This window comes from Blautia sp. CAG:257 (assembly GCF_000433815.1).
Lineage (GTDB): Bacteria > Bacillota > Clostridia > Lachnospirales > Lachnospiraceae > Blautia_A > Blautia_A caecimuris.
The window spans coordinates 29,919-50,686 of the sequence record NZ_HF999071.1 but is presented as its reverse complement, the minus strand read 5'-3'; the positions used below and the strand labels follow the sequence as shown (position 1 = coordinate 50,686).

Here is a 20,768-nt window from a genome sequence, read left to right as displayed (position 1 = left end):
CATTTTTACAGAGTTTTGATGGGTTGTTACCGTCTGTCGGCTCATACATGGGCAAGAATACCGATGCATATACGTTTTTTTGTTTTTTCAGGCTTTTGTCCGCCCATAAAAAATGCCTCCTTCTGTGGTCACATAATAGTGAATTATAACACAAAAGGAGGCGATAGTCGAGATGCCGCCGGAAGGATCACAATTCATTGATCGTTGCTGTAATGGGCATATTACAGATGCGCTTTGCCGGAAGAAACGGTGCAAGAAATGAAACGATCACAAGCAGCGCCAGTATTCCTGCAACGGATGCTGAAGGAAGCTGCCATTGGGTTCCCCAATAATCTGTAATCATCTGAGTATAAAAAAAATAATGCAGGGGCAGACCCAGACCGCAGCCTGCAAAAAGTCCGAATATTGTGTAGGTAGCTGTTTCCATACTGATCATCTTCTTTATCTGTAAATCATCCATTCCCACCGCGCGCATGGCTCCGTATTGTTTTGTTCTTGCAGATACACTCATGGAAATACTGTTTACAGTGTGAATAACAGTAATCAGTGTGATCACTGCCAGGAATCCATAAACAAATAAACAGAACATAAAATACGTGTTTTGCGTGTCCTTATTCTGCGCCATCCTGTCATAAAAATCATAATGTCCGTCTGACAGTGCGTGAAGCTCATTCACATTCTGTTCTGAGGCTTTTGAGGAAAGCTGCACATCAAGAACAGCATAGGCATCTTCACCTGTAATATCCGTAAACATTCTCTCCGAACAGATAACAATTGGCTGATCCGTTGTATCAAAGGGACTGTCTTCCAGAACTCCGGCTACTGTAAGCTCTGTCTGCTCCAGCCGGATGGTGTCTCCAACCTTCAGAGAGTTGCTTTTATCATAGACTGTCAGTACGCCGTTTCCCTCAGCAACATCCGATATATCACCTGCGATCAGGTCTTCTGCCGCCCATCGGAACTGATCTTCTTCATATGAGATCAAATCAATCTGTCCTGATTTCCCTTCATATTCTGCCGGAAGGCTTTGATACATCCTGCCAAATGCCCTCTCTACATAAGGTCTGCTTTCCACCTCTCCGGCAAAGCTTTTGTCAATCTCGCACGAATTATCAGAACTAATGTAAAAAACGTCCGGCGCCCAGGCTCTTAAGGGGGTAAGGGCCATATTCACCCATTGTACAAGAACAGAAAAGCTTAAAATCATAATGATACTAAGCGCAAAGGATCCGGTCATAAGCAGCAGATTTTTTCGGGAGGATACCGCATGATGAATCCCCAGGGCCGTCTCAATTTTCAGGAAATTCTTCCTGACCGGCCGGGACGTACTTCCGTTTTCATAAAAATTTCCGGTAACAGCCGCAACCGGAGAAACACCTGCAGCCCGCCTTGCAGGAGAAATGGAAGATAAAAATACTGTCAAAACTCCAACAATGATTCCGCTGATGATTCCCACACCGCTGATTTCAAACAGAGGAATCTGTACAAACTCAGTTCCTGCGCCAAACCGCAGCAGCGCGCAAAGTATCCAAGTGCCTGCAATGCCTGCTGCCACACCAACCGGAACTGCTGTTTTACACCAGTAAAGAGCTTCCAGTCTGACTATGTGCATAACCTGGGTCCTACTCGCCCCAATACAGCGGAGCATTCCAAAAAACTGTGTTCTCTCTGCGGTTCTGCTGTTCAGACTTCCCGCGATCATAAAGACTCCTGCTGCCAGAACCAGAACAAACAGGATGACTGCTATAAGATAATTCCCCATAATATAAGAATCGCTGCTGGATCCTGTTATTCCCAGCAAAGCCGTATTTTCCGATAATATTTCATCAGTAAATCCATAGGTCTGCCGCAGCTCTGAAATCGCCCTGCGAATATTAATATTTTCATTAAAGCGTACAAAACATACCGGCTCAAGCCTGCTTCCTTCTGCTTTTGCCAGACTCTGAAAGGAATCCCAGCTCAGAAAAGTCCCCACCACATCGGCATCTGTAGTAATGGTAACATCTCCTCCAAAACCGGAAATCCTATAGTCAAAATCCCCGGCCGGTGTATGCATGGTAATCACATCTCCGATATTTACAGAAAGTAACTCTTTCGCTCCATTGGAAAGCATAATTTCATTCTCTTTTGCAGGATACTGTCCCTCCATCACATCATCATAGATTTCCGTGAGAATCGAATGATCGCCGCCTGCAATAACGCATGTTTTTCCCTGAATCGTATAGTCATCAGACAAATCAACATTCAGTGCGTCATAATGAGAGACAGCTGCAACATCTGTCCTCTGTGCAATCTGATCAATCTGCTTCTCAGTCGGCTCCTTCAGCATAATATGCCAGCTGCCATGCTCTTCTGTCACGCGCTTTTTTTCCATACGGATTCCCATATCTGCCATACTGAAAATCGCGGTAACCAGCAGTACCGAAATAATAATACACAGCATCGTCATGCGGTTCTGTCTCCTGCGCACCTTTGCAGAAATCGGAATAAGGCTTAAATAGCTTTTCATTGACAGCACCTCCCGAAATCAGTCAGCACTCCGTCCGACACCTGAAGCACCCGGTCTGCGGTCTGGGCGATGCTGCGATTGTGGGTGATCATAATAATAGTCTGCTCATATTTTTTTGACGCCTCTTTTAACAGAGCGATCACCTCGCTGCTGTTCTGAGTATCCAGATTTCCTGTTGGCTCGTCTGCAAGGATCAAAGCCGGACGGGTAATCAGCGCGCGTCCAATGGCCACTCTCTGCTGCTGGCCGCCGGAAAGCTGGCTTGGCAGATAATTCCGGCGATCTTTTAAATTCAGTACAGTCAGAAGCTCTTCCAGATATTTTCTGTCCGGCTTCTGATAATCCAACAGCATTGGGAAAATCATGTTCTGTTCCACTGTCAGCTCCGGGATCAGGTTAAACGCCTGAAAGATAAAGCCGATATTCCTGCGCCGGAATACGGTCAGCTTCCGGTCATTCATGGAAAAAATATCCTTGCCGTCGATCAGCACCTTTCCCGAAGTAGGAATGTCCAAAGCACCGATCATATTCAAAAGGGTACTTTTTCCGGAACCGGATTCTCCCACAACCGCCACATATTCACCCCTTGGAACAGAAAAGCTGACGTCTTTCAGCGCCTTTACAGAAGTTTCTCCGCTGCCATAGGTCTTACAGATATTTCTGACCTCTAATAAATTCATTATGCAACACCTCTTTCTCAATAACTTTGCTCTGCAGACAGATAATGTTCTTTTTTGTCTGCAATACAGAGGATAACACTGAAACATTACAGTCAGCCTACAGCCAGCCTACAATTTTGTAGGAATTAAAAAATTCATGGTAAAGACCGTACCCCTTCCCGGCTCACTGTCCACCTCAATACTGCCGTCATGTGCCTCAATGATCGCTTTTGCAAGGGGAAGTCCAAGACCGATCCCCTGTCTGTCCTTAGAAAAACGGCTGCGATAAAACCGTTTGAAAATATGGTGCAGGTCCTCCGGGTGAATGCCGCATCCATTGTCTTTTACCACAATTTGAACGACAGAAGGCAAGGCTCTCCATTCGATATGAATCTTATCTCCTTTTTCTGTATGATCCAGAGCATTTTTTACAATGTTGCCGATTGCTTCGGACAGCCAGTCACGATCGCAGAAAAGAATCACCTTATCTGAGCCGGACAGAAGGATTTCTTTCTGCTCCTGTCTGGCCCTGTATGCAAAATGCAGCTCAATGTCCCCCATCATATCCGCCACATTTTCCGTTTCCTTTTCAATCATAATGGAACCGGCATCCAGTTTTGTGATTTTAAGCAGATTCTGCACCAGTGTTTCGATGCGGTCAAGCTCCTGTTCTGATAAATCTGCAAACTCTTTTACCAGAGACGGATCCACATCCTCATCCTGAAGCAGCCCGTTATAGATATTCAGGGCTGCCAGCGGTGTTTTCAGCTGATGAGAAATATCCGAAATTGTATTTTTCAGAAATTCCTTTTCCCGAAGCCGGTTATCTGCATGTGCATTTAAGACCGCTGCCAGAGAATTGACCGCGTGAAACAGCCGGTACAGTTCCCCCTCGTCATCACACTCAATACGCGCATTGCGATTGCCGTCAAGATACCCGTTGATCTGTGACACTGCCTGTTCCATAAGCTGATCCTGTTTCCGGAAACAGGAATAACACGCTGACAGTATCAATCCTCCTGCCAATGCAAAAACAAGTAACAGGAACAAAGAAATCCTCTGGAAGTACCGATATAAGAATCCCTGGGTCAGCAAAAGGGCTGCCATCCAGATAAATGATAATGCAAGAAACAATTTTCTGATCTCTTTATTTACAAATATTTTCATAAAGCTCCTCACCCTGTCACATTCCATTTGTACCCCATTCCCCGGACTGTCAGAAGCATCTGCGGATCTCCGGGATTATCCTCAATCTTCATACGAAGCCGTCTCATATATACAGTAAGGGTACTGCTGTCAATGTAATTTCCATCGCAGTCCCACAGCTGGCCCAAAATTTTTTCCTTGGTAAGTACCATATTGGGATTTCTCATAAACAGGCACAGAAGCTTGTATTCCGCAGCAGTCAGTTCCAGCAGTTCCCCGTTTTTAAAGACCTGCCCCTGCAGTAAAAGTACTTTTATTCCATTTGATTCCAGCTGCGTATCTGATGAGCTGAAATCTTTTGCCCGGCGGAGCAGCGCATTTACTCTGGAAACTAACACTCCCAGCTTAAACGGTTTTGTAATATAATCGTCTCCGCCAATATCCAATCCCATGATAATGTCCATTTCCTCATCAGCCGCTGTCAAAAAAATAATAGGCACTTTGGAAACCTGCCGCACTTTTTTGCAAAATTCAAATCCCGTGCCGTCCGGCAGCGATACGTCCAGTACCAGAAGATCATATTTTCCATCCGCCCACAGACTGTCTGCTTCTTTGAGCGTTCTGGCTACGGCCAGTTCAAAGCCCTGTTTCCTGAATGCAAAAGAAAGCCCGTTAATCAGGCTCAGATCATCTTCTAAAAGCAATATTCTGCTCATGTTTTTCTCCTTTTCCTGTTTCATCTGTTCCGTTTTTCTGAAACTGATCGCTTTTCCCGGAACTGCGAAATATTTCCACTGAAATTTCTTCCATGTTTACTCCCGGAAATACAGCGGTCTGAGGTTTCTCACCACATTTTCGCTGACGCGGACCACTGCATCCAGATCCTCATCCCTGTGGTTCAGATATGCGTGAAAGCATCCCTGTATACAAAAAGATAAAAGGATATTCCGCTCTGTATCATGCTGATATTCCGGATATCTCTGCCAGATCAGCTTTTTCAGCTCCATTTCCAGACAGTCGCCCAGCCGCGCTTTTTCTTTCCCGGAAAACAGAATACCAATCAGGGAATTACTGGACAAAAGAGCCATGTAAAGATTTCTGGTAAAAATCTCAGGCTCCCGGAAAGGATCCTGCTGCTGCGCGGAAATATTTTTTACTACAGCGGTAATGGTTTCTGCCTCCATCAGCTCTGACAGGGCAAAAATATCCTCGTAATGGCTGTAAAATGTAGATTTATTGATACATGCAAGAGCGCACAGTTCCTTAACTGTGATCTTTTCCAGAGGCTTTTTTGCCCTCAGCTCCAGAAATGTATTTTTAATGGCTTTTTCTGTTTTTTCTATTCTGATATCCATACTCTCCCTCGTTTTCCGTTTTTTCCAAATGTCCCAGCCTGTCCTCTTTTCATAGCTGCCTTTCGTATATTACGCGACATTTTTGTCAAAAGGTTGCTTATCCGTCTTACAGAATGTTTTGTTGGTGGACATTCTCTGTACTGTTTTTTATATTATAGTCAAAAGCACAACTGATGTCTATTATCTATAAGGAGAAGAGCATGGATTTTTATGGATTCTATACAGGAAAAATTTTTGATGCCTATGACTATCTGGGCGCTCATATAAACAACGGAACAACCATATTCCGCACCTTTGCGCCTGCCGCTTCCCGAATCACTGTATTCGGAGATTTTAACCACTGGCAGGAATGGGACATGCACAAGGTTTCTGACGGCAATTTCTGGGAGCTTTCTGTTCCGGGAACAAAGGAAGGAATGATGTATAAATACTGTATTTATGACAGATCCGGAAACCGGGTGGAGCACTGCGATCCCTATGGCTTTGGAATGGAGCTGCGTCCAGGCTCAGCCTCTGTTATAAGGAACCAGCAGGGCTATTCTTTCCACGATGAAGAATGGATGGCAGCCCGCACGGACTGCCGCCAGAAGCCGCTGAATATTTATGAACTGCATTTCGGTTCTTTTAAAAAGCCATCCGAAAAAGCAGATTCCTGGTATACCTATGAAGAAATGGCAAAAATCCTGATTCCCTATGTAAAAAACAACGGCTACAATTATCTGGAGATCATGCCTCTGAACGAATATCCCTGCGATGAATCCTGGGGTTATCAGGCCACAGGCTTTTTCAGCCCCACTTCCAGATACGGCACTGCGGATCAGCTGAAATATTTTGTTGACTGCTGTCATCAGAATGGCATTGGCGTGATCATGGACTTTGTACCGGTACATTTTGCACTGGACAGCTATGGTCTGGCTCAGTATGACGGGACAGCTCTGTACGAGTATCCTCATTCTGCCGTAGGTGTCAGCGAATGGGGAAGCTGCAACTTTATGCATTCCCGTGGAGAAGTACGGAGCTTCCTGCAGTCTTCTGCAAACTACTGGATAAAAGAATTTCATATAGACGGGCTTCGTATGGATGCCATCAGCAGGGCCATTTACTGGCAGGGGGATCCGGCCAGGGGTGTAAACGGAAATGCAGTGGAATTCCTCCAGTACATGAACAAAGGACTGAAAGAAATGCACCCCTCTGTGATTCTGGCTGCCGAAGATTCCACAGCCTTTCCGAAGGTTACAGACCCGGTTTCCCAGGGCGGTCTGGGCTTTGACTATAAATGGGATATGGGATGGATGAACGACACCCTTGACTATTTTCGCACTGGACCGGAATATCGAAGCAGTAATTACCATAAACTGACGTTTTCCATGATGTATTACTATGATGCAAGATTCCTTCTCCCTCTTTCTCATGATGAGGTAGTGCATGGAAAAGCTACGATTCTCCAGAAAATGAACGGAGATTACGACAACAAATTCCCTCAGGCAAGAGCGCTTTATATGTACATGTATGCCCACCCGGGCAAAAAGCTCAACTTTATGGGAAATGAATTTGGACAGCTGAGAGAATGGGATGAAAAACGGGAACAGGACTGGATGCTTCTGGATTATCCCATTCACAGTGGATTCGCCCGTTTTATGAAAGATCTCAATGAAATCTACCTGACCCATTCTGCCCTCTGGGAAAAAGATTACCAGGCAGACGGTTTCCGGTGGATTGACTGCCACCAGGAACAGACCTGCGTCTATGTATTGGAACGGAGCAGCAAAAAAGAACACCTTACTGCAGTCTTTAACTTTTCTGACCGGTCTCAGACCTATGAACTGAAACTTCCCGGCTGTCAGAAGATCAAAGAGCTTCTTAACAGTGATCTGGAGGCATACGGAGGCAGCCTGAAGCGCCGCCGCCCTGCCCGGAAAATTACAGCCGGCAGATATCAGGCTGAACTGCCTGCTTTTTCCGCAGTGTACTATATTGCTGAATAACATACTGTCAAAATTTCGGTTCCGCAGACAATCAGAAACCTGTTCCTCACAAAGCATAAAAATATCGTGGCTTTAACTTTTTTCCTGACTGCAAAATAAAAACTGCCAGACAAACCTCCAGCAGGTTATCACTTCCTGCTGAAAGCTGTCTGGCAGTTTTCTGTTCTTGTTATTCTATTTTCCTGAAATACCTGCTACTGTAAAGTATATCATGAGCAAAATAATTTCACTCAGGCTTCCTCTTCTCCCGGAGCTGTATCATCCCCGGATGTATCTCCGTCAGTTTCCACACTTCCCTCAGCGCTTCCCGCATCGCCTTCCACAGAAACCACACTGTTTGCAGGCTGTGCTTCATTATAGGAAATTGTGATCCTGTCTCCTACATCATACTTCACAATTCCAAGGAAATCTGTAATGGGCACATCAAAGATCAAATCCTCATGATCCTCCAGAACAATATAATAATGGGTGTTTCCGTCTATTACACCCTGAGCCATTCTTCTGATCTCTCCGGTGATTTTTTTCGTATCTTCTCCGGCCACGGCTGCGCCGCTGCCTTTGATCATTTTCAGATACTTCTTTTCACACTCCTGAACCGTATCTCCAATGGCAACATTCTGATATTTCTGAATGTTCAGCATAGCGTATTTTTTCACCAGACCTGCATTGTCCTTCAGAGCAATAAAGTAAGTCGGCTCATCCGCAATATTCAGGAGCAGCGGGAAGGTTGCCTTATAGCCAAGGTTCTGGACCTGTCCCTCTGCAGATGCCATGGCAGAATACTCCTCTGCTCCCGGGATCTCGTAATACTTTGTTTCCTTTGTTCTCTGGTTCATCATTACAAAGCCTACATTGGAGCGGTCGCCGCTGACCGAGGTAACGCCGGTATACACCCACACGTCGTCATTCAGCGCCAGATAATTGTATCCTTCTGTTGTTTTCAGACAGCCTTTCTGTCCCAGAACACTGTTTAAAAATCCATGGATCAGAGTTCCGTGATAGTCATAAAGCTGTACAAGCAAATCCGCCGGATAAACGCGGTCTACCCAGGTAGGACAGTCCTCAACCTTATAGTCCACACACTCTCCTGTAACAGCATTACAGAGAACTACCCTTCCAATGGTCTGCCCGCCAAAAAGTCCGATATTAAACTTTTTCACCGGACACACCCAGTAAGGAGTGCCTTCTTCATCAATCTCAAAGCTGAGCTGATCAAAAATGTAAGTAGGATACTTAAATCTCAGGTGTCTGTAAATATTCCGGTTAAAATATTCTGCCTCTGAGTATTTGATTCCCTCATCCAGCTTTACAAGCTCTGTATTCTGAGTTGCCATATCAATAGTAATATAAGCCGGAATTCCATCGCTCGTATTAGTCAGCCATTTGATGGGGCTTGCGTATACCAGAGGAGTCACACGAACCGGACGTCCCTGATAATTAATCTGAGAATAAAGGTCACTGACTTCAAACTGAGAAACCATGTCCACCATACTTCCCATTTTACGGTTTCCCAGAAGCGCTGCAGATTCCTTGTCCAGAAGCGGAATCTGATCGTAGCTGATCTGTTCAATATCCTCTGCAAAATTTCCGGTTTCCGGAACCATCAGATTCCGGTATTTTTTTGCATTGACAATAGGTGAAGACAAGATACTGCCTGCAAAATAAACAAGCACCAGAACCACTACCAGCCCTATGCCCAGCTTCAGGATTTTTGAACTTTTTACTTCTTCCCTTGAATGGATGCCCTTTCTGCCTCCATAAAACAGCAGTCCCAGCACTACCAGCGCGATCAGAAACATCCAGAATCCACTGGAATGAATGTTTACAGCAGGAATTGCCACATAGTAGTACACAGCAGCTATGACAATTACCGCAAGCACTGCCAGGAGCTTTCCTTTTTTGCCGGAACCTGCTCTTCTTTTCCTGTACATATATTTCCTCCTTGTCTCATCGGAATCTGTTCTGATTTTACCTTTAACTTCACCAGACAGCTTTCCGATTTTCAGGATATTGTATCACCTTTTTCCGGAAAAGTCATTGGGATTTCTGTAATAAAGAAAATCCTTATGTAATCTTTATACTCCTTTACAGTACCTTCGTTGTCCATTTACTCATATCCCACACCTCATTTACCACATCCTGATAAAATTCCGGCTCATGGCAGATCAGCAAAAGGCTTCCTCTGTACTCTCTCAGGGCTTTTTTCAGCTCGTCCTTGGCATCCACATCCAGATGATTGGTAGGCTCGTCCAGAACAAGAATATTGGTATCACGGTTCACCAGCTTACACAGACGTACCTTTGCCTGCTCGCCGCCGCTTAAAACACGCACCTGACTTTCAATGTGCTTGGTTGTCAGACCACATTTTGCAAGGGCGGAACGGATCTCATACTGACTATAAGAAGGAAATTCCTGCCACAGCTCTTCGATACAGGTATTTTTATTGTCTCCCTTTACCTCCTGCTCGAAATACCCGATCTGAAGGTTTTCCCCCTGGTCGCAGGTACCGGAAAGAGCCGGGATCAGACCCAGCATACTTTTCAGAAGAGTGGTTTTTCCAATACCGTTTGTTCCAACCAGAGCAATCTTCTGACCTCTCTCCATAAAGAAATTCAACGGTTTTGACAGAGGTTCATCATATCCGATAACCAGATCGTGTGTCTCAAACAGCATTTTTCCCGGAGTCCGTCCATACCGGAATTTAAACTCCGGCTTCGGCTTTTCTGCTGCCAGCTCGATCACATCCATTTTGTCCAGCTTTTTCTGACGGGACATTGCCATATTTCTGGTGGATACACGGGCCTTGTTCCTTGCCACAAAATCCTTCAGCTCACTGATCTCCTGCTGCTGACGGCGATAAGCTGCCTCCAGCTGGGCTTTTTTCACCGCATAGACCTCCTGAAAATGATCGTAATCGCCCACATAACGGTTCAACTCCTGATTTTCCATATGATAAATAAGATTCACCACTTCATTTAAAAAGGGAATATCATGGGAAATCAGAATAAACGCATTCTCATAATCCAGAAGATATCGTTTCAGCCATGCAATATGCTCTTCATCCAGATAGTTGGTAGGCTCGTCCAGAAGAAGGATATCCGGTTTTTCCAGAAGAAGCTTAGCCAGAAGAATCTTCGTTCTCTGTCCGCCGCTTAGATCAGTTACATCACGCTCCAGCCCCAGATCCAGAAGTCCCAGCGCTCTTGCAACCTCTTCCACCTTGGCGTCGATCACATAAAAGTCATGAAGAATCAGCTCATCCTGAATATTCCCCAGCTCCTCCATCAGTGCATCCATTTCCTCCGGATCCGCACTTCCCAGCATGTCGCAGATTTCGTTCATGCGCTGCTCCTTCTGAAGAAGAGGATCAAACGCTGATTTCAGCACGTCACGGATGGTCATTCCTTTTTCCAGGACCGCATGCTGATCCAGATAACCTGCATGGACATTTTTCGCCCATTCCACCTTGCCCTCATCCGGCATCAGCTTTCCTGTCACAATATTCATAAAAGTGGACTTTCCTTCTCCGTTGGCTCCGATCAGTCCAATATGTTCTCCCTTCAGCAGACGGAAGGACACATCAGTAAAAATAGCACGATCGCCAAATCCATGTGACAGATGTTCTACGTTCAAAATACTCATAAAATACCCCCTGATGATTTCTGTTATGTTCTATACAGGATCCCTGTCCTGTACTGTATCAGCATCTTTCTCCGTTTTTACAGAGTTTCGTCTGCTATTATATTATTTCTCATAACAAAAATCAATCAGAGGGTTGTTATAAAATATGAAATTTTGCCGTTACTGTTCACATGGCTCTATCCCGCGAGGTGTTTTGGCATGTATATGCCAAAATCCCGAGACATACAAGCCAAAATTCCATTGCCGCAGGCAATCTGAAATGAATTTTGGCTCGTTTCTGTGAACGGAGTGAACAGTAACATTTTCCCTAAGCTGCAGCTATCACACCCAGGCCGCTGCCAAGCCTGCCGCCCTGCTTCAGATATTTCCTGGCATTTCTCTGAAGGCTGGTATTTTCCGGATATTTTTCCGGATCCTCCATCAGGCAGTCAAAGATCCTTTCTTCCCCTTCCCGGAACTGAAAGTCCACCGACTGGATCTCAAACATCTGCTGAAAGCGGAGAATATTAGATTTTTCATCCAAAAGCTCCTTTAATCCGGGGAAAAGCAGCCAGGAATGGCATACATACGGAATCTCTCCACCCCAGAATTTCCGTCCCATATCCAGAGATTCTCTGCAGGCTTCCGGATCCAGCGGCTGTCCCTCGGGGATATGTATACTGATCACTGGATCGCCTACTGCTGTCTTCCTGCCTTTATATTCAAATTCCCACAAAGATTCTGTTTTTTCAAACTGCAGTCTGCCCAGACGAAAAAGCGTCATTTCCACATGACGCCACAGCCATTCATATTCCTGAATCCCGTATTCCCCATATCTTCGGAAACATACCTGGCACCAGACAGCAATATCGGAGAAGGTGTCAAAAAACACCCTGTCTCCGATTCCTGCTCTCTGATACTTCTCATATGTTTCACATGCAAGTCTGCAGTAATAATAAAGAAATCTCTGTCTGTATCCGGCAAGAGATGCGATCTCCCGGAAAATTTCCTCTCTGTCTGTAAAAAACAGTTCACGGACATACTGATATCGGACTTCAGAGATCTCCTCATTCATTTTTTCCACAATACACACTGCGCCGGAAGGCAGACCGATCTCTGTGCAAAACCTTCTCAGATCCATATTACCGCTCCTCTGCTTCTTTTCGGAATTCCCTGAGATCTACGGTCTCTCCTGTCACTCTGGATCTTTCTGCCGCAAGAGCGATCAGATGGCTTTCCACAGACACGGAAGCTCCGGAGCGTACCTGGGTGCTGTCCTCTCTCAGATACCTTACAAAATCCTTCATCATATTTGTATCGCTTCCGCTGTGCCCTGTAGGTGGTGTATAAAGCCGGATGATTTCCTTTTCCCCTGTGGCAAAATCAGAAAGCTCTATCTCGCCAAGCTCCATATTTCCCCTGAGTTCTCCTTTGGTTCCCATAATATGGATCCTTCTGGCACAGTTTTCCGTAAAGGCGCTCATAGTCATATTGACCGTTACATGGTTTTCAAATTCCAGATTCACAACCTGATGATCCACCACATTATTGTCACAATGGAACACACAGCGTCCATAAGGACCTGTCCTTAACGCCTCAAGAACTGCTTTTCTGTCGGTATCCGCAGATACCGCATGGATGAATCCGTCCGCTTCTGCCTTTGGATGCTCAAAATAAAATTTCGGCGCATAAAAGGCACACTGATCCCTGTGAGGACATCCATCCAAACAATAAGCAGGCGCTCCTTCCGGTGCATTTTCTTCTTTGAAATATGTCAGATCTCCAAAAGAGCTGACCTTCGTACAGGAGCTTCCTGCCAGCCACAGAAGAATATCCATATCATGGCAGCATTTCTGCAGGATCATAGGACTTGTTTCATCACTGCGTCTCCAGTTTCCCCGCACAAAGCTGTGGGCATGGTGCCAGTAGCCAACCTCTTCGATATGCTGAATACTGATCAGTCTTCCAAGGCGGTTTTCCTCAATAAGATTTTTGATTCTGGAGAAAAAGGAAGAATACCGCAGAACATGACAGATCATCAGGATCCTTCCATATTTTTCTGCCATATTTCCCATCGTGACAATTTCCGAAGCATCCGGAGACATAGGTTTTTCACAGAGTACATGATATCCTTTTTCCAGAGCCTTTGTTACCGGTTCAAAATGCATGGTATCCTGTGTACAGACAAGGGCACAGTCTGCCATTTTTTCCTCTTCCAACAGTTCCCTATAATCCTGATAGCAGCGTTCCTCCGGTATCCCGTGAATCTCTGCCATCAGATTTCTTCTTTCTTCATCCGGTTCTGCTACTGCAACGATCTTCAGATCTTCCGGATGACTCTGAGCATAGGCGGCATACACCCAGCCACCCCGCAGACCTGCTCCGATCAAAACTGCCGTTATTACTTTCATGTTTTTTCCTCCTTTTTAACCTTTTACCGCACCACCGGAAAGAGCTTCCACAAAGAATTTACTGAACACACAGTACAGAATCACAGGCGGCAGGATAATAATCACCATCGCCGAAAACAGACCGTTGTAATTGGTACGGAAGGATGTGGTAAACGTGGACAAAAGCGCCGGAACCGTCAGCTTTTCTCTGTCAACGATCACCAGAGAAGCCCAGTAATACTCATTCCAGTTATTCAGAAACGCCAGAACTCCCGCAGTCATGATTCCGGGTCTTGCAATAGGAAAGATCACCTTCCACCAAGTCATGGCATAGCCGCAGCCGTCGATCCTAGCTGCCTCCTCAAGCTCATGGGGTATGTTTGCATAATAATTTTTGATGACAAAAAAGCTGACTGCCAGCCCGCTGCATGCATAAATAAAGATCAGAGCTCCTCTGGTATTATAAATATGCATTTTATTTACCAGATTATAAACCGGATAGGTAAGGGCTGTAGCAGGAATGAACATGGTGGAATACAGCATCAGGTTTACCAGCTTTTTCCCTTTAAATTCCATTCTTGCCACTACATAGGCGGACATAGAGATCATCAGGATACTGATGACTACAGACACACCGGCAATAATCATACTGTTTCCAAAATATCTCATAACATGGAGATCACGGAAGGTCGAAATATATCCGTCCAGACAGATGGAATCCGGAAGCTGGAACCCGGGTCTTGCCAGAGGATCTTTTTTCAGACTGGAGATGAACAGCCATACCAGAGGCATCAGAGCCACCAGAACTGCCCATACCAGACAGATATAGGTAAAAATCTTTGTTCCCCGGGACATGGTACGGATCTGTGTTTGAGATTTTGTTTTTCTGCTCATGACTGACCTCCGTTTCTTCGGATTCTTTTTCCTTTAAAAAGCTGGCTGTATAAAAGATTTACAAACACAATGATCAGCATACCTGCAAGGATCTGAATCACAGCCACGGCATTTGCACGGCCAAACTGTGTTCTTGTGCTTGTAATGGCAAGCTCACGGATCACATAGCTGATACTGTAGGTTCCTGCTGCTCCCTTTGTCAGGAAATAAACTTCATTATAGAGCAGGAAGCCTGCGGTTGCCGAAAGGATCGATACGGTACGAAGAGTATCCTTAATCATAGGGATGGTGATATACCAGTCCTGTTTCAGACCGCTGGCTCCGTCCAGCATAGCTGCCTCTCTTACATCTTCCGGTACTGCCATAATATTTCCCAGGATCATCAGTGTAGTGGTTCCTGTAAAAAAGATATAGGCACAGGTCATGGCGATAAATGCCGGTCCCTTGAGAAGAAGTATATTTTCGGAAAAATTCTGTTTAAATAAACGGATCACCGGATTCACTACTCCGTATAACGGACTGTACAACTGCAGAAAGATCATACCCATGGCTGCAGATGAAATCATGCTGGGGATGATATATACATTTCTTGCAAATTTTACCCCCTTTACTTTACGGGAAAATGCAAGAGCGATCAAAGCAGAAACAGGTATCTGCACAAACACTCCCAGAAGCGCCCATATAGTAGAATTCCGAAGAGCTTCCCAGAAATACGGATACAGCTCAAAAATATATTTGTAGTTATTCCACATGTCCGCAAATCCAAAAAACTCCGGGCTGGTAATATTGGTATAATCCCATTTGCAGAAAGAGGTCACAAAGACTGTTACAATAGGATAAAGATAAAATAATACAAATGCAATTACTGTGGGAGCAAGAAAGGCCAGGATAAAGCCTTTTCTCTTCCAGCTCATATTCCTTGTTTTCATAATCGGTTTCCTCCACTTTTTATGATGATAAAAAGGAGACGGCCGAAGCCGCCTCCTACTACCGCCTTTATGCAACAAGGGCTGTCAGCTCCTGCTTTAACTGCTCAAAACGTGCGTCAATATCGGTCCCTTCAACTGCTGATTCCATCAGTGCATTGATGATAGCGCTTCCTACGTCAGACCCCCATACATAGTTCAGATCAGTCACTACAGTTTCTGCAGAATTTACCTGTGTACATGCTTCTGCAAGTTTCTGAGTGATCGGATCACCGCTTTCTTCTGCAAGTGCTTTCAGGTCAAGTGTTGTATTACATGGATTTGCCTGTACGCCGGTAAAGATCTTTGCCTGTACTTCAGGGCTTACCATATATGCCAGGAATTCCAGCGCCAGTTCTGTTTCTGCCTCACTTAAATTAGCGGAAATGGAATGACCGGATCCGGCTGTTACAACGGAAACATTGCCCGGGAATATCTGAGATTCAATCTTATCTGCAAGACCGGCATCAATTCCACTGGCATTCCATACGCCGTTAAAGAGGACTGCTGCTTTTCCGTTTTTATTAAAGTCATCCATAAGATTTCCAACGTCCTCTGTAGTATGATCGGATCCGTTTGCCTGGTCAAGTTTCGCTGCTGTCTTGAAAGCTTCTGCAAACGCTTCAGATTCAATCCCTTCCGGTGTCAGTTCGCCTTCCAGAAGCGCTCTTCCCTCTTCTGTAGATGCAAGAACTGCATTAATGATATAACGGGAGCCCTGTCCTGCGGCATATCCATAGATATCTCCGCCCAGCTCATGAACCTTATCCATGGCTGCTCCAAAGCTTTCCCAGTCCTTAAAAGCCTCTTCTGCGGTAATTCCCGCCTGCTCAAATACCTCTGTGTTATACCAGAGTCCGCGGCTTTCCAGCTGGTCATGAACGGTATAAATATGACCGTCCACATCATTCTGTGTATAGTTCAGACCTACTGCATCCTGAAGATTGTTTTCATCAATATATGGTTTCAGGTCAAGAACAAGCCCCTGGCTGATGGCTGCCAGTGAAAGAGGAAGTCCGCAGTCTACCATATCCGGGAAGTTTCCGCCTGCTACCTCAGCACTGACGATCTCATCTCTGTTCTCTACAGCGATCGGCTCAAACTTTACTTCTCCGTCTGCATGAGTTTTTGCAAACTCGTCATAAATATCTCTCATTACCTTTGCTGCCGGCCACTCGCTCTCATCATGGTAGTATCCGTGATAAAACTCCAGAGTGTCTTCTTCTCCCGCAAATGCAGTCACAGTAGATCCCATAACCGCTGCCATTGTCATTGCTCCTGCAAGAAGAATACTGATGGTTCTTTTTTTCATTTCTTTTCCCTCCATAATATGAAATAGTTTTCGTTTTCCGTCTTGTGCATTTCTGCTTAACTTGTATTTATTTTATTTCATTTTATGGTTGTTTTGAATGAAAGATATTGACTGCAATCCGGTATTATTTTTACTTTTTTACAAAAACATGGATTATTTTTACTTCAGAGAACGAATAAAATCCTCATCAGAAAGCTCTCCTTTCAGAACCTCATCGATTCCTTCCATAAAGCTGTCTCTGGCCCTGGTGCTCCACAGGTTGTCGGGAACCTGTATCCTGATTCCGGCTTCCTTTACCGTATCTGCCGCCTGTACAAAGCGCTCCATTTTCTTTTGATATTTCCGGATATCTATATGAGGATTCGCAGGAACCTGCTCTGTTTCTTTCAAAATCCGTTCCTGTACCGGCTGACTGAGCATGTATTTCACAAACCGGACGCTTGCCTCCTGCTTTTTTTCATCTCCCGTTTTTCCAAGGATATATCCAAGACATGCCGACTCGCATGATATTTTTTCTCCTTCCCCGGAAGGGATCAGCGCATAGGCAGCGTCTATCTGATCTGAGATCATAGGCGCGCCCCAGATTCCGTTAATGTACATAGCTGTTTTTCCGTCATTAAACGCATCTGTTTCATCCCGATAGCTGTAATCTCCATTTGCCCTGGAATACCGATAGATTTTCCGCAGGGTATCAAGAGCTTCCTTCACAGCCTTTTCCTCCAGATAAAGCCGATGGTTCTGAGCCACACTTCCATTTGTAAAATCCTGGGCCGCAAGAATATGATCCATAAAATAAAGGTATGCCTCTGACGACATCTGAAGACATTCTACACCGTTCTGTTCTGCTTTCGCCCAACTATCGATCTGATCGCATGCCTTAAGAAATTCCTCCCAGGTATCCGGAAGTTCCTCTACCCCAGCTGCCTGAAAAATCTCTCGGTCATACCAGTAGCCTCCGCTTAAAAGAAGCACATCCGATATGGTAAAAAGCTGTTCTTCTCCCGTAGTCCAGAAATCAATATTTACAGGAGCAAGATTCCCTGCAAATTCCCGATCTTCTCTGATATATGGCATCAGATCGAGGGCAAGATCATTTTCCGTCATAAACTGATATACCGTATCTTTACCGGATCCTCCCAGAAATACCAGATCCGGGATTTCTCCTACCACAAGCATATCCTCAACCTTACGGACCATTTCGCTTCCGGAGGGCATGGAAAGCTGGTTCAGCTTTACATCAGGATTTTCCTTTTCAAAATCCTGATAAATATCCCGCATGACCACATGATCCTCTTCGGTAGTCCCCCATCCGTGGATCAGAGTGATCTCTACCGGTTCCGGCGCTTTTTCTCCACATCCTGCCAGAAAAACGACAGAAAGAAACGCCAGCCCTGAAATTCTCAGAAGCTTTTTCTTACTCTTCATTTACGCCCCTCTTCCCACTTTGATACTCCTTGGGGGAAACCCCCGTGTATCTTTTAAAGATCCTGGAAAAATATCCGGTATCGTCAAACCCTACCGACTGAGAGATTTCATAAATCTTTCTGTCCGTAGTTTCCATATATACCTTGGCTTTTTCGATTCTTTTTTTCAGGATCACATCAAAAAGATTCTGCCCGCTTTCTTTTTTATAAAGCCTGCTTAAATAACTGCTGTTTGCATGAAGCTCTTCTGCCATATCGTTAAGGGTGATCTTTTTGCTGTAATTCTTTTCAATGTATTCCTGAACCTGGTCATAAAGACTTTCTGCCACTTTTTTCTCCGGCAGTTTTACCAGCTCCTCCTCCAGTTCTTTTTTCTGTTTCTGCAGCTTCCGGGTTACCTTTTCCACTGCAGGAGGAAGCTCTTCCAGAACGGAAAGCTTCAGTACATAATCCGCTACATCATACCGGATGGCTGTTCTTGCATATTCAAAGTCTGTATAGGCGCTCAGGATAATTGTCTGGGTTTCCGGGTACTTTTCATAAAGCTGTCTGCATACCTCCAGCCCGTCGATCTCCGGCATACGGATGTCCGTGATCACAATATCCGGGTGTTCTTCTTCCACACACTGAAGAAGCTCTCTGCCGTTGTTTACCACACGGATCAGTTCACAGCCCATTTTTTCCCAGTTCATCAGTTTTTTCAGAGCGGTTCTGAGATATGCCTCATCATCAGCTGCTGCTACTTTCCACATATACGCTTCCCCTTTCTGCAGGCAGAATGATCTCTGCCCTTGTTCCTACATTCTTTTCTCCTGTGATATTCATACAATATCTGTCATGATAAAGGATCTCAAGGAGTCGTTTCATATTGGCAAGACCTGTATGGGTATGCTCCGTTTCTTCTTCCAGATCGATTTCCAGGTCTTCTGCGCGTTCCTCATATCCTACTCCATTGTCTTCCACTACAATATGGAGCATGTCATCCTGCTCAAAAAGACGGATCCGAACCATACCCCCGCCACTTTTTGGCTCGATCCCGTGGGACACTGCATTTTCCACCAGGTTTTCAATAAGAAGCCTTGGAATCCTGAAATTCTTCACATCCTCGCTTCCATATTCGATCTCATAGGTAAGCTGGTCTTCAAACCGGCTTTTCTGAAGATAAAGATAAAAATCCACCAGTTCCATTTCCTGAGATACCGGAATACGGATTTCCTTTTCCCGGAATATTTTGCCCCGCATCAGTCCGGAAAATGCCTGAAGTCCTCTGTACAGCTCCTCATCTCCGGCAAGTCTGGCACGGATGCTGAACATGGCAAGGATATTAAACTGGAAATGAGGATTGATCTGTGCCTGCAGATACTTGGTCTGCGACCGGGCTGCAAGAAGCTGTTTCTCATAGACCTGCTCGATGAGATACTGGATCCTTTCTGCCATTTCATTAAAGATCACACTGATCTCATGGATCTCGGAAATAGAAGAATCCTCCATACGAACATCCAGATCCTTTTTTCCAAATGCCTCCAGATTATCTGCCAGCGTCTTTAATGGTCTGGTAAACCGAAAACTGATTCCCAGCATCATGGCTCCAATAAATATAAGAGCCAGAAAGACCACTGCAAAAAAAGTAACCATAGTAGGTTTCAGGATCACATAAATATTATCCATTCCCACAGATACCGCCGCGCAGGTACCAAACCCTGTTCCCATAGACGCATAAAGAGTCCTGATTCCTGCGATCCTTTTTTCTCCCACGGCATTCAGTTCCAGATGGTTCAGCTCTCCGGCTGTCTGCTCCGCCCCTGCGGAGATCAGGATATTTTTTTGCTGGTCGCTGACAATCCAGTTTCCATGACTGTATGTTTCGATCTGGGCAAAAATATCCCGCATCCCCTCTTTTGCGATTCCAAGGACACAAATCCCCAGCTCTTCCATGCCGTCTCCATAAACACGAAAACAGAGGTTGATCTCATCAGCCCCTGACGTCATCTGATATCTTTCTTCTGTTTGGCGGAAATCGCGCATCATTTCCAGATAACCAATCTCCTTGTTTCGTCCTGCCGAAACAGTCATTGGATAGTAATGCTCCCTGACATACTCATCCTTTTTATTAAACAGACACACACTGGTCACAAAAGGACTCTGTCCTTCTGTCATATTCCGATTGGAAAATAATTCCATACTGTAGGAAAGCTGTTTTTCCATTTCTGCCCGGTCTGTCCAGTCTGCGTCAAAAAAATCCTGCAGTGTGGAATTGTGGCGGATCATCACTGCCCCGTCCTGAATAAACTGCATTTTTGACTGATAGTTCTGAAGGGTATTCTGGAGGATATTTTCCATATCCTCCCTGATATTCCCCAGAAAAAACACAAAAAACATCACGATCATCACTGTTCCAAAAAGAACCAGCGCGCCAAAAGATGTTGCCATCGTCAGCAGTGTGATCTCTCTTTTTAATGTCCGTTTCTTTTTTCTGCCGCTCATGCTCTCTCCTGTCTGTTTTCTGCC

General features: G+C 45.1%; 16 protein-coding genes. 1 reads left to right on the top strand and 15 read right to left on the bottom strand.

Features of this window, described 5'->3' with window-relative positions:
- Positions 1-187 precede the first annotated feature (187 nt).
- The 5 genes from QVP40_RS09040 to QVP40_RS09020 all read right to left on the bottom strand — a co-directional run bounded on the left by QVP40_RS09040 (position 188) and on the right by QVP40_RS09020 (position 5,669).
- Positions 188-2,509: an ABC transporter permease gene (locus QVP40_RS09040; protein WP_022068132.1), complete on the bottom strand. Its 2,322-nt coding sequence runs from the start codon at positions 2,507-2,509 to the stop codon at positions 188-190.
- On the bottom strand, positions 2,506-3,189 hold the full coding sequence (locus tag QVP40_RS09035) for an ABC transporter ATP-binding protein (RefSeq protein ID WP_022068131.1): 684 nt from the start codon (positions 3,187-3,189) through the stop codon (positions 2,506-2,508). The genes QVP40_RS09040 and QVP40_RS09035 overlap by 4 nt, the downstream gene beginning before the upstream one ends.
- 108 nt (positions 3,190-3,297) lie before the next feature.
- Positions 3,298-4,335 carry a sensor histidine kinase gene (locus tag QVP40_RS09030; protein WP_022068130.1) on the bottom strand — a complete coding sequence of 346 codons (1,038 nt, stop codon included), beginning with the start codon at positions 4,333-4,335 and terminating at the stop codon, positions 3,298-3,300.
- A gap of 8 nt (positions 4,336-4,343) precedes the next feature.
- Positions 4,344-5,030 carry a response regulator transcription factor gene (locus QVP40_RS09025; protein ID WP_022068129.1) on the bottom strand — a complete coding sequence of 229 codons (687 nt, stop codon included), beginning with the start codon at positions 5,028-5,030 and terminating at the stop codon, positions 4,344-4,346.
- A gap of 96 nt (positions 5,031-5,126) precedes the next feature.
- Positions 5,127-5,669, bottom strand: coding sequence for a TetR/AcrR family transcriptional regulator (locus tag QVP40_RS09020; protein ID WP_022068127.1), 543 nt, complete (start codon positions 5,667-5,669; stop codon positions 5,127-5,129).
- 200 nt (positions 5,670-5,869) lie between these two features.
- Here QVP40_RS09020 and glgB point away from each other — a divergent pair, with 200 nt between their 5' ends.
- Positions 5,870-7,654, top strand: a complete 1,785-nt coding sequence (gene glgB / locus QVP40_RS09015; protein ID WP_022068126.1) for a 1,4-alpha-glucan branching protein GlgB — start codon at positions 5,870-5,872, stop codon at positions 7,652-7,654.
- A 230-nt stretch (positions 7,655-7,884) separates the two neighbouring features.
- Here the strand turns inward: glgB and QVP40_RS09010 are convergent, their stop codons facing one another.
- The 10 genes from QVP40_RS09010 to QVP40_RS08965 form a co-directional block, all read right to left on the bottom strand.
- The gene (locus tag QVP40_RS09010) at positions 7,885-9,585 is read right to left on the bottom strand and encodes a hypothetical protein (RefSeq protein WP_022068125.1); all 1,701 of its coding nucleotides are present in this window, start codon (positions 9,583-9,585) and stop codon (positions 7,885-7,887) included.
- A 154-nt stretch (positions 9,586-9,739) separates the two neighbouring features.
- A complete protein-coding gene (locus QVP40_RS09005) occupies positions 9,740-11,296 on the bottom strand; it encodes an ABC-F family ATP-binding cassette domain-containing protein (RefSeq protein ID WP_022068124.1) in 1,557 nt (518 codons plus the stop codon).
- A 307-nt stretch (positions 11,297-11,603) separates the two neighbouring features.
- The gene (locus QVP40_RS09000) at positions 11,604-12,416 is read right to left on the bottom strand and encodes an acyltransferase domain-containing protein (protein ID WP_022068123.1); all 813 of its coding nucleotides are present in this window, start codon (positions 12,414-12,416) and stop codon (positions 11,604-11,606) included.
- Position 12,417: 1 nt separating this feature from the next.
- Positions 12,418-13,686: a Gfo/Idh/MocA family protein gene (locus tag QVP40_RS08995; RefSeq protein ID WP_022068122.1), complete on the bottom strand. Its 1,269-nt coding sequence runs from the start codon at positions 13,684-13,686 to the stop codon at positions 12,418-12,420.
- 15 nt (positions 13,687-13,701) lie between these two features.
- On the bottom strand, positions 13,702-14,559 hold the full coding sequence (locus QVP40_RS08990) for a carbohydrate ABC transporter permease (RefSeq protein WP_022068121.1): 858 nt from the start codon (positions 14,557-14,559) through the stop codon (positions 13,702-13,704).
- Positions 14,556-15,488 carry a carbohydrate ABC transporter permease gene (locus QVP40_RS08985; RefSeq protein WP_022068120.1) on the bottom strand — a complete coding sequence of 311 codons (933 nt, stop codon included), beginning with the start codon at positions 15,486-15,488 and terminating at the stop codon, positions 14,556-14,558. The genes QVP40_RS08990 and QVP40_RS08985 overlap by 4 nt, the downstream gene beginning before the upstream one ends.
- Before the next feature lie 67 nt (positions 15,489-15,555).
- Complete coding sequence (locus QVP40_RS08980) at positions 15,556-16,836, bottom strand: ABC transporter substrate-binding protein (RefSeq protein ID WP_022068119.1); 1,281 nt, start codon at positions 16,834-16,836, stop codon at positions 15,556-15,558.
- A 159-nt stretch (positions 16,837-16,995) separates the two neighbouring features.
- Entirely contained in the window at positions 16,996-18,261 is a 1,266-nt protein-coding gene (locus tag QVP40_RS08975) for an ABC transporter substrate-binding protein (RefSeq protein WP_022068118.1), read from the bottom strand.
- Positions 18,251-19,012, bottom strand: coding sequence for a response regulator transcription factor (locus QVP40_RS08970; protein ID WP_022068117.1), 762 nt, complete (start codon positions 19,010-19,012; stop codon positions 18,251-18,253). The genes QVP40_RS08975 and QVP40_RS08970 overlap by 11 nt, the downstream gene beginning before the upstream one ends.
- Entirely contained in the window at positions 18,990-20,744 is a 1,755-nt protein-coding gene (locus tag QVP40_RS08965) for a sensor histidine kinase (RefSeq protein ID WP_022068116.1), read from the bottom strand. Before QVP40_RS08965 ends, QVP40_RS08970 begins: the two co-directional genes overlap by 23 nt.
- Positions 20,745-20,768: the final 24 nt, after the last annotated feature.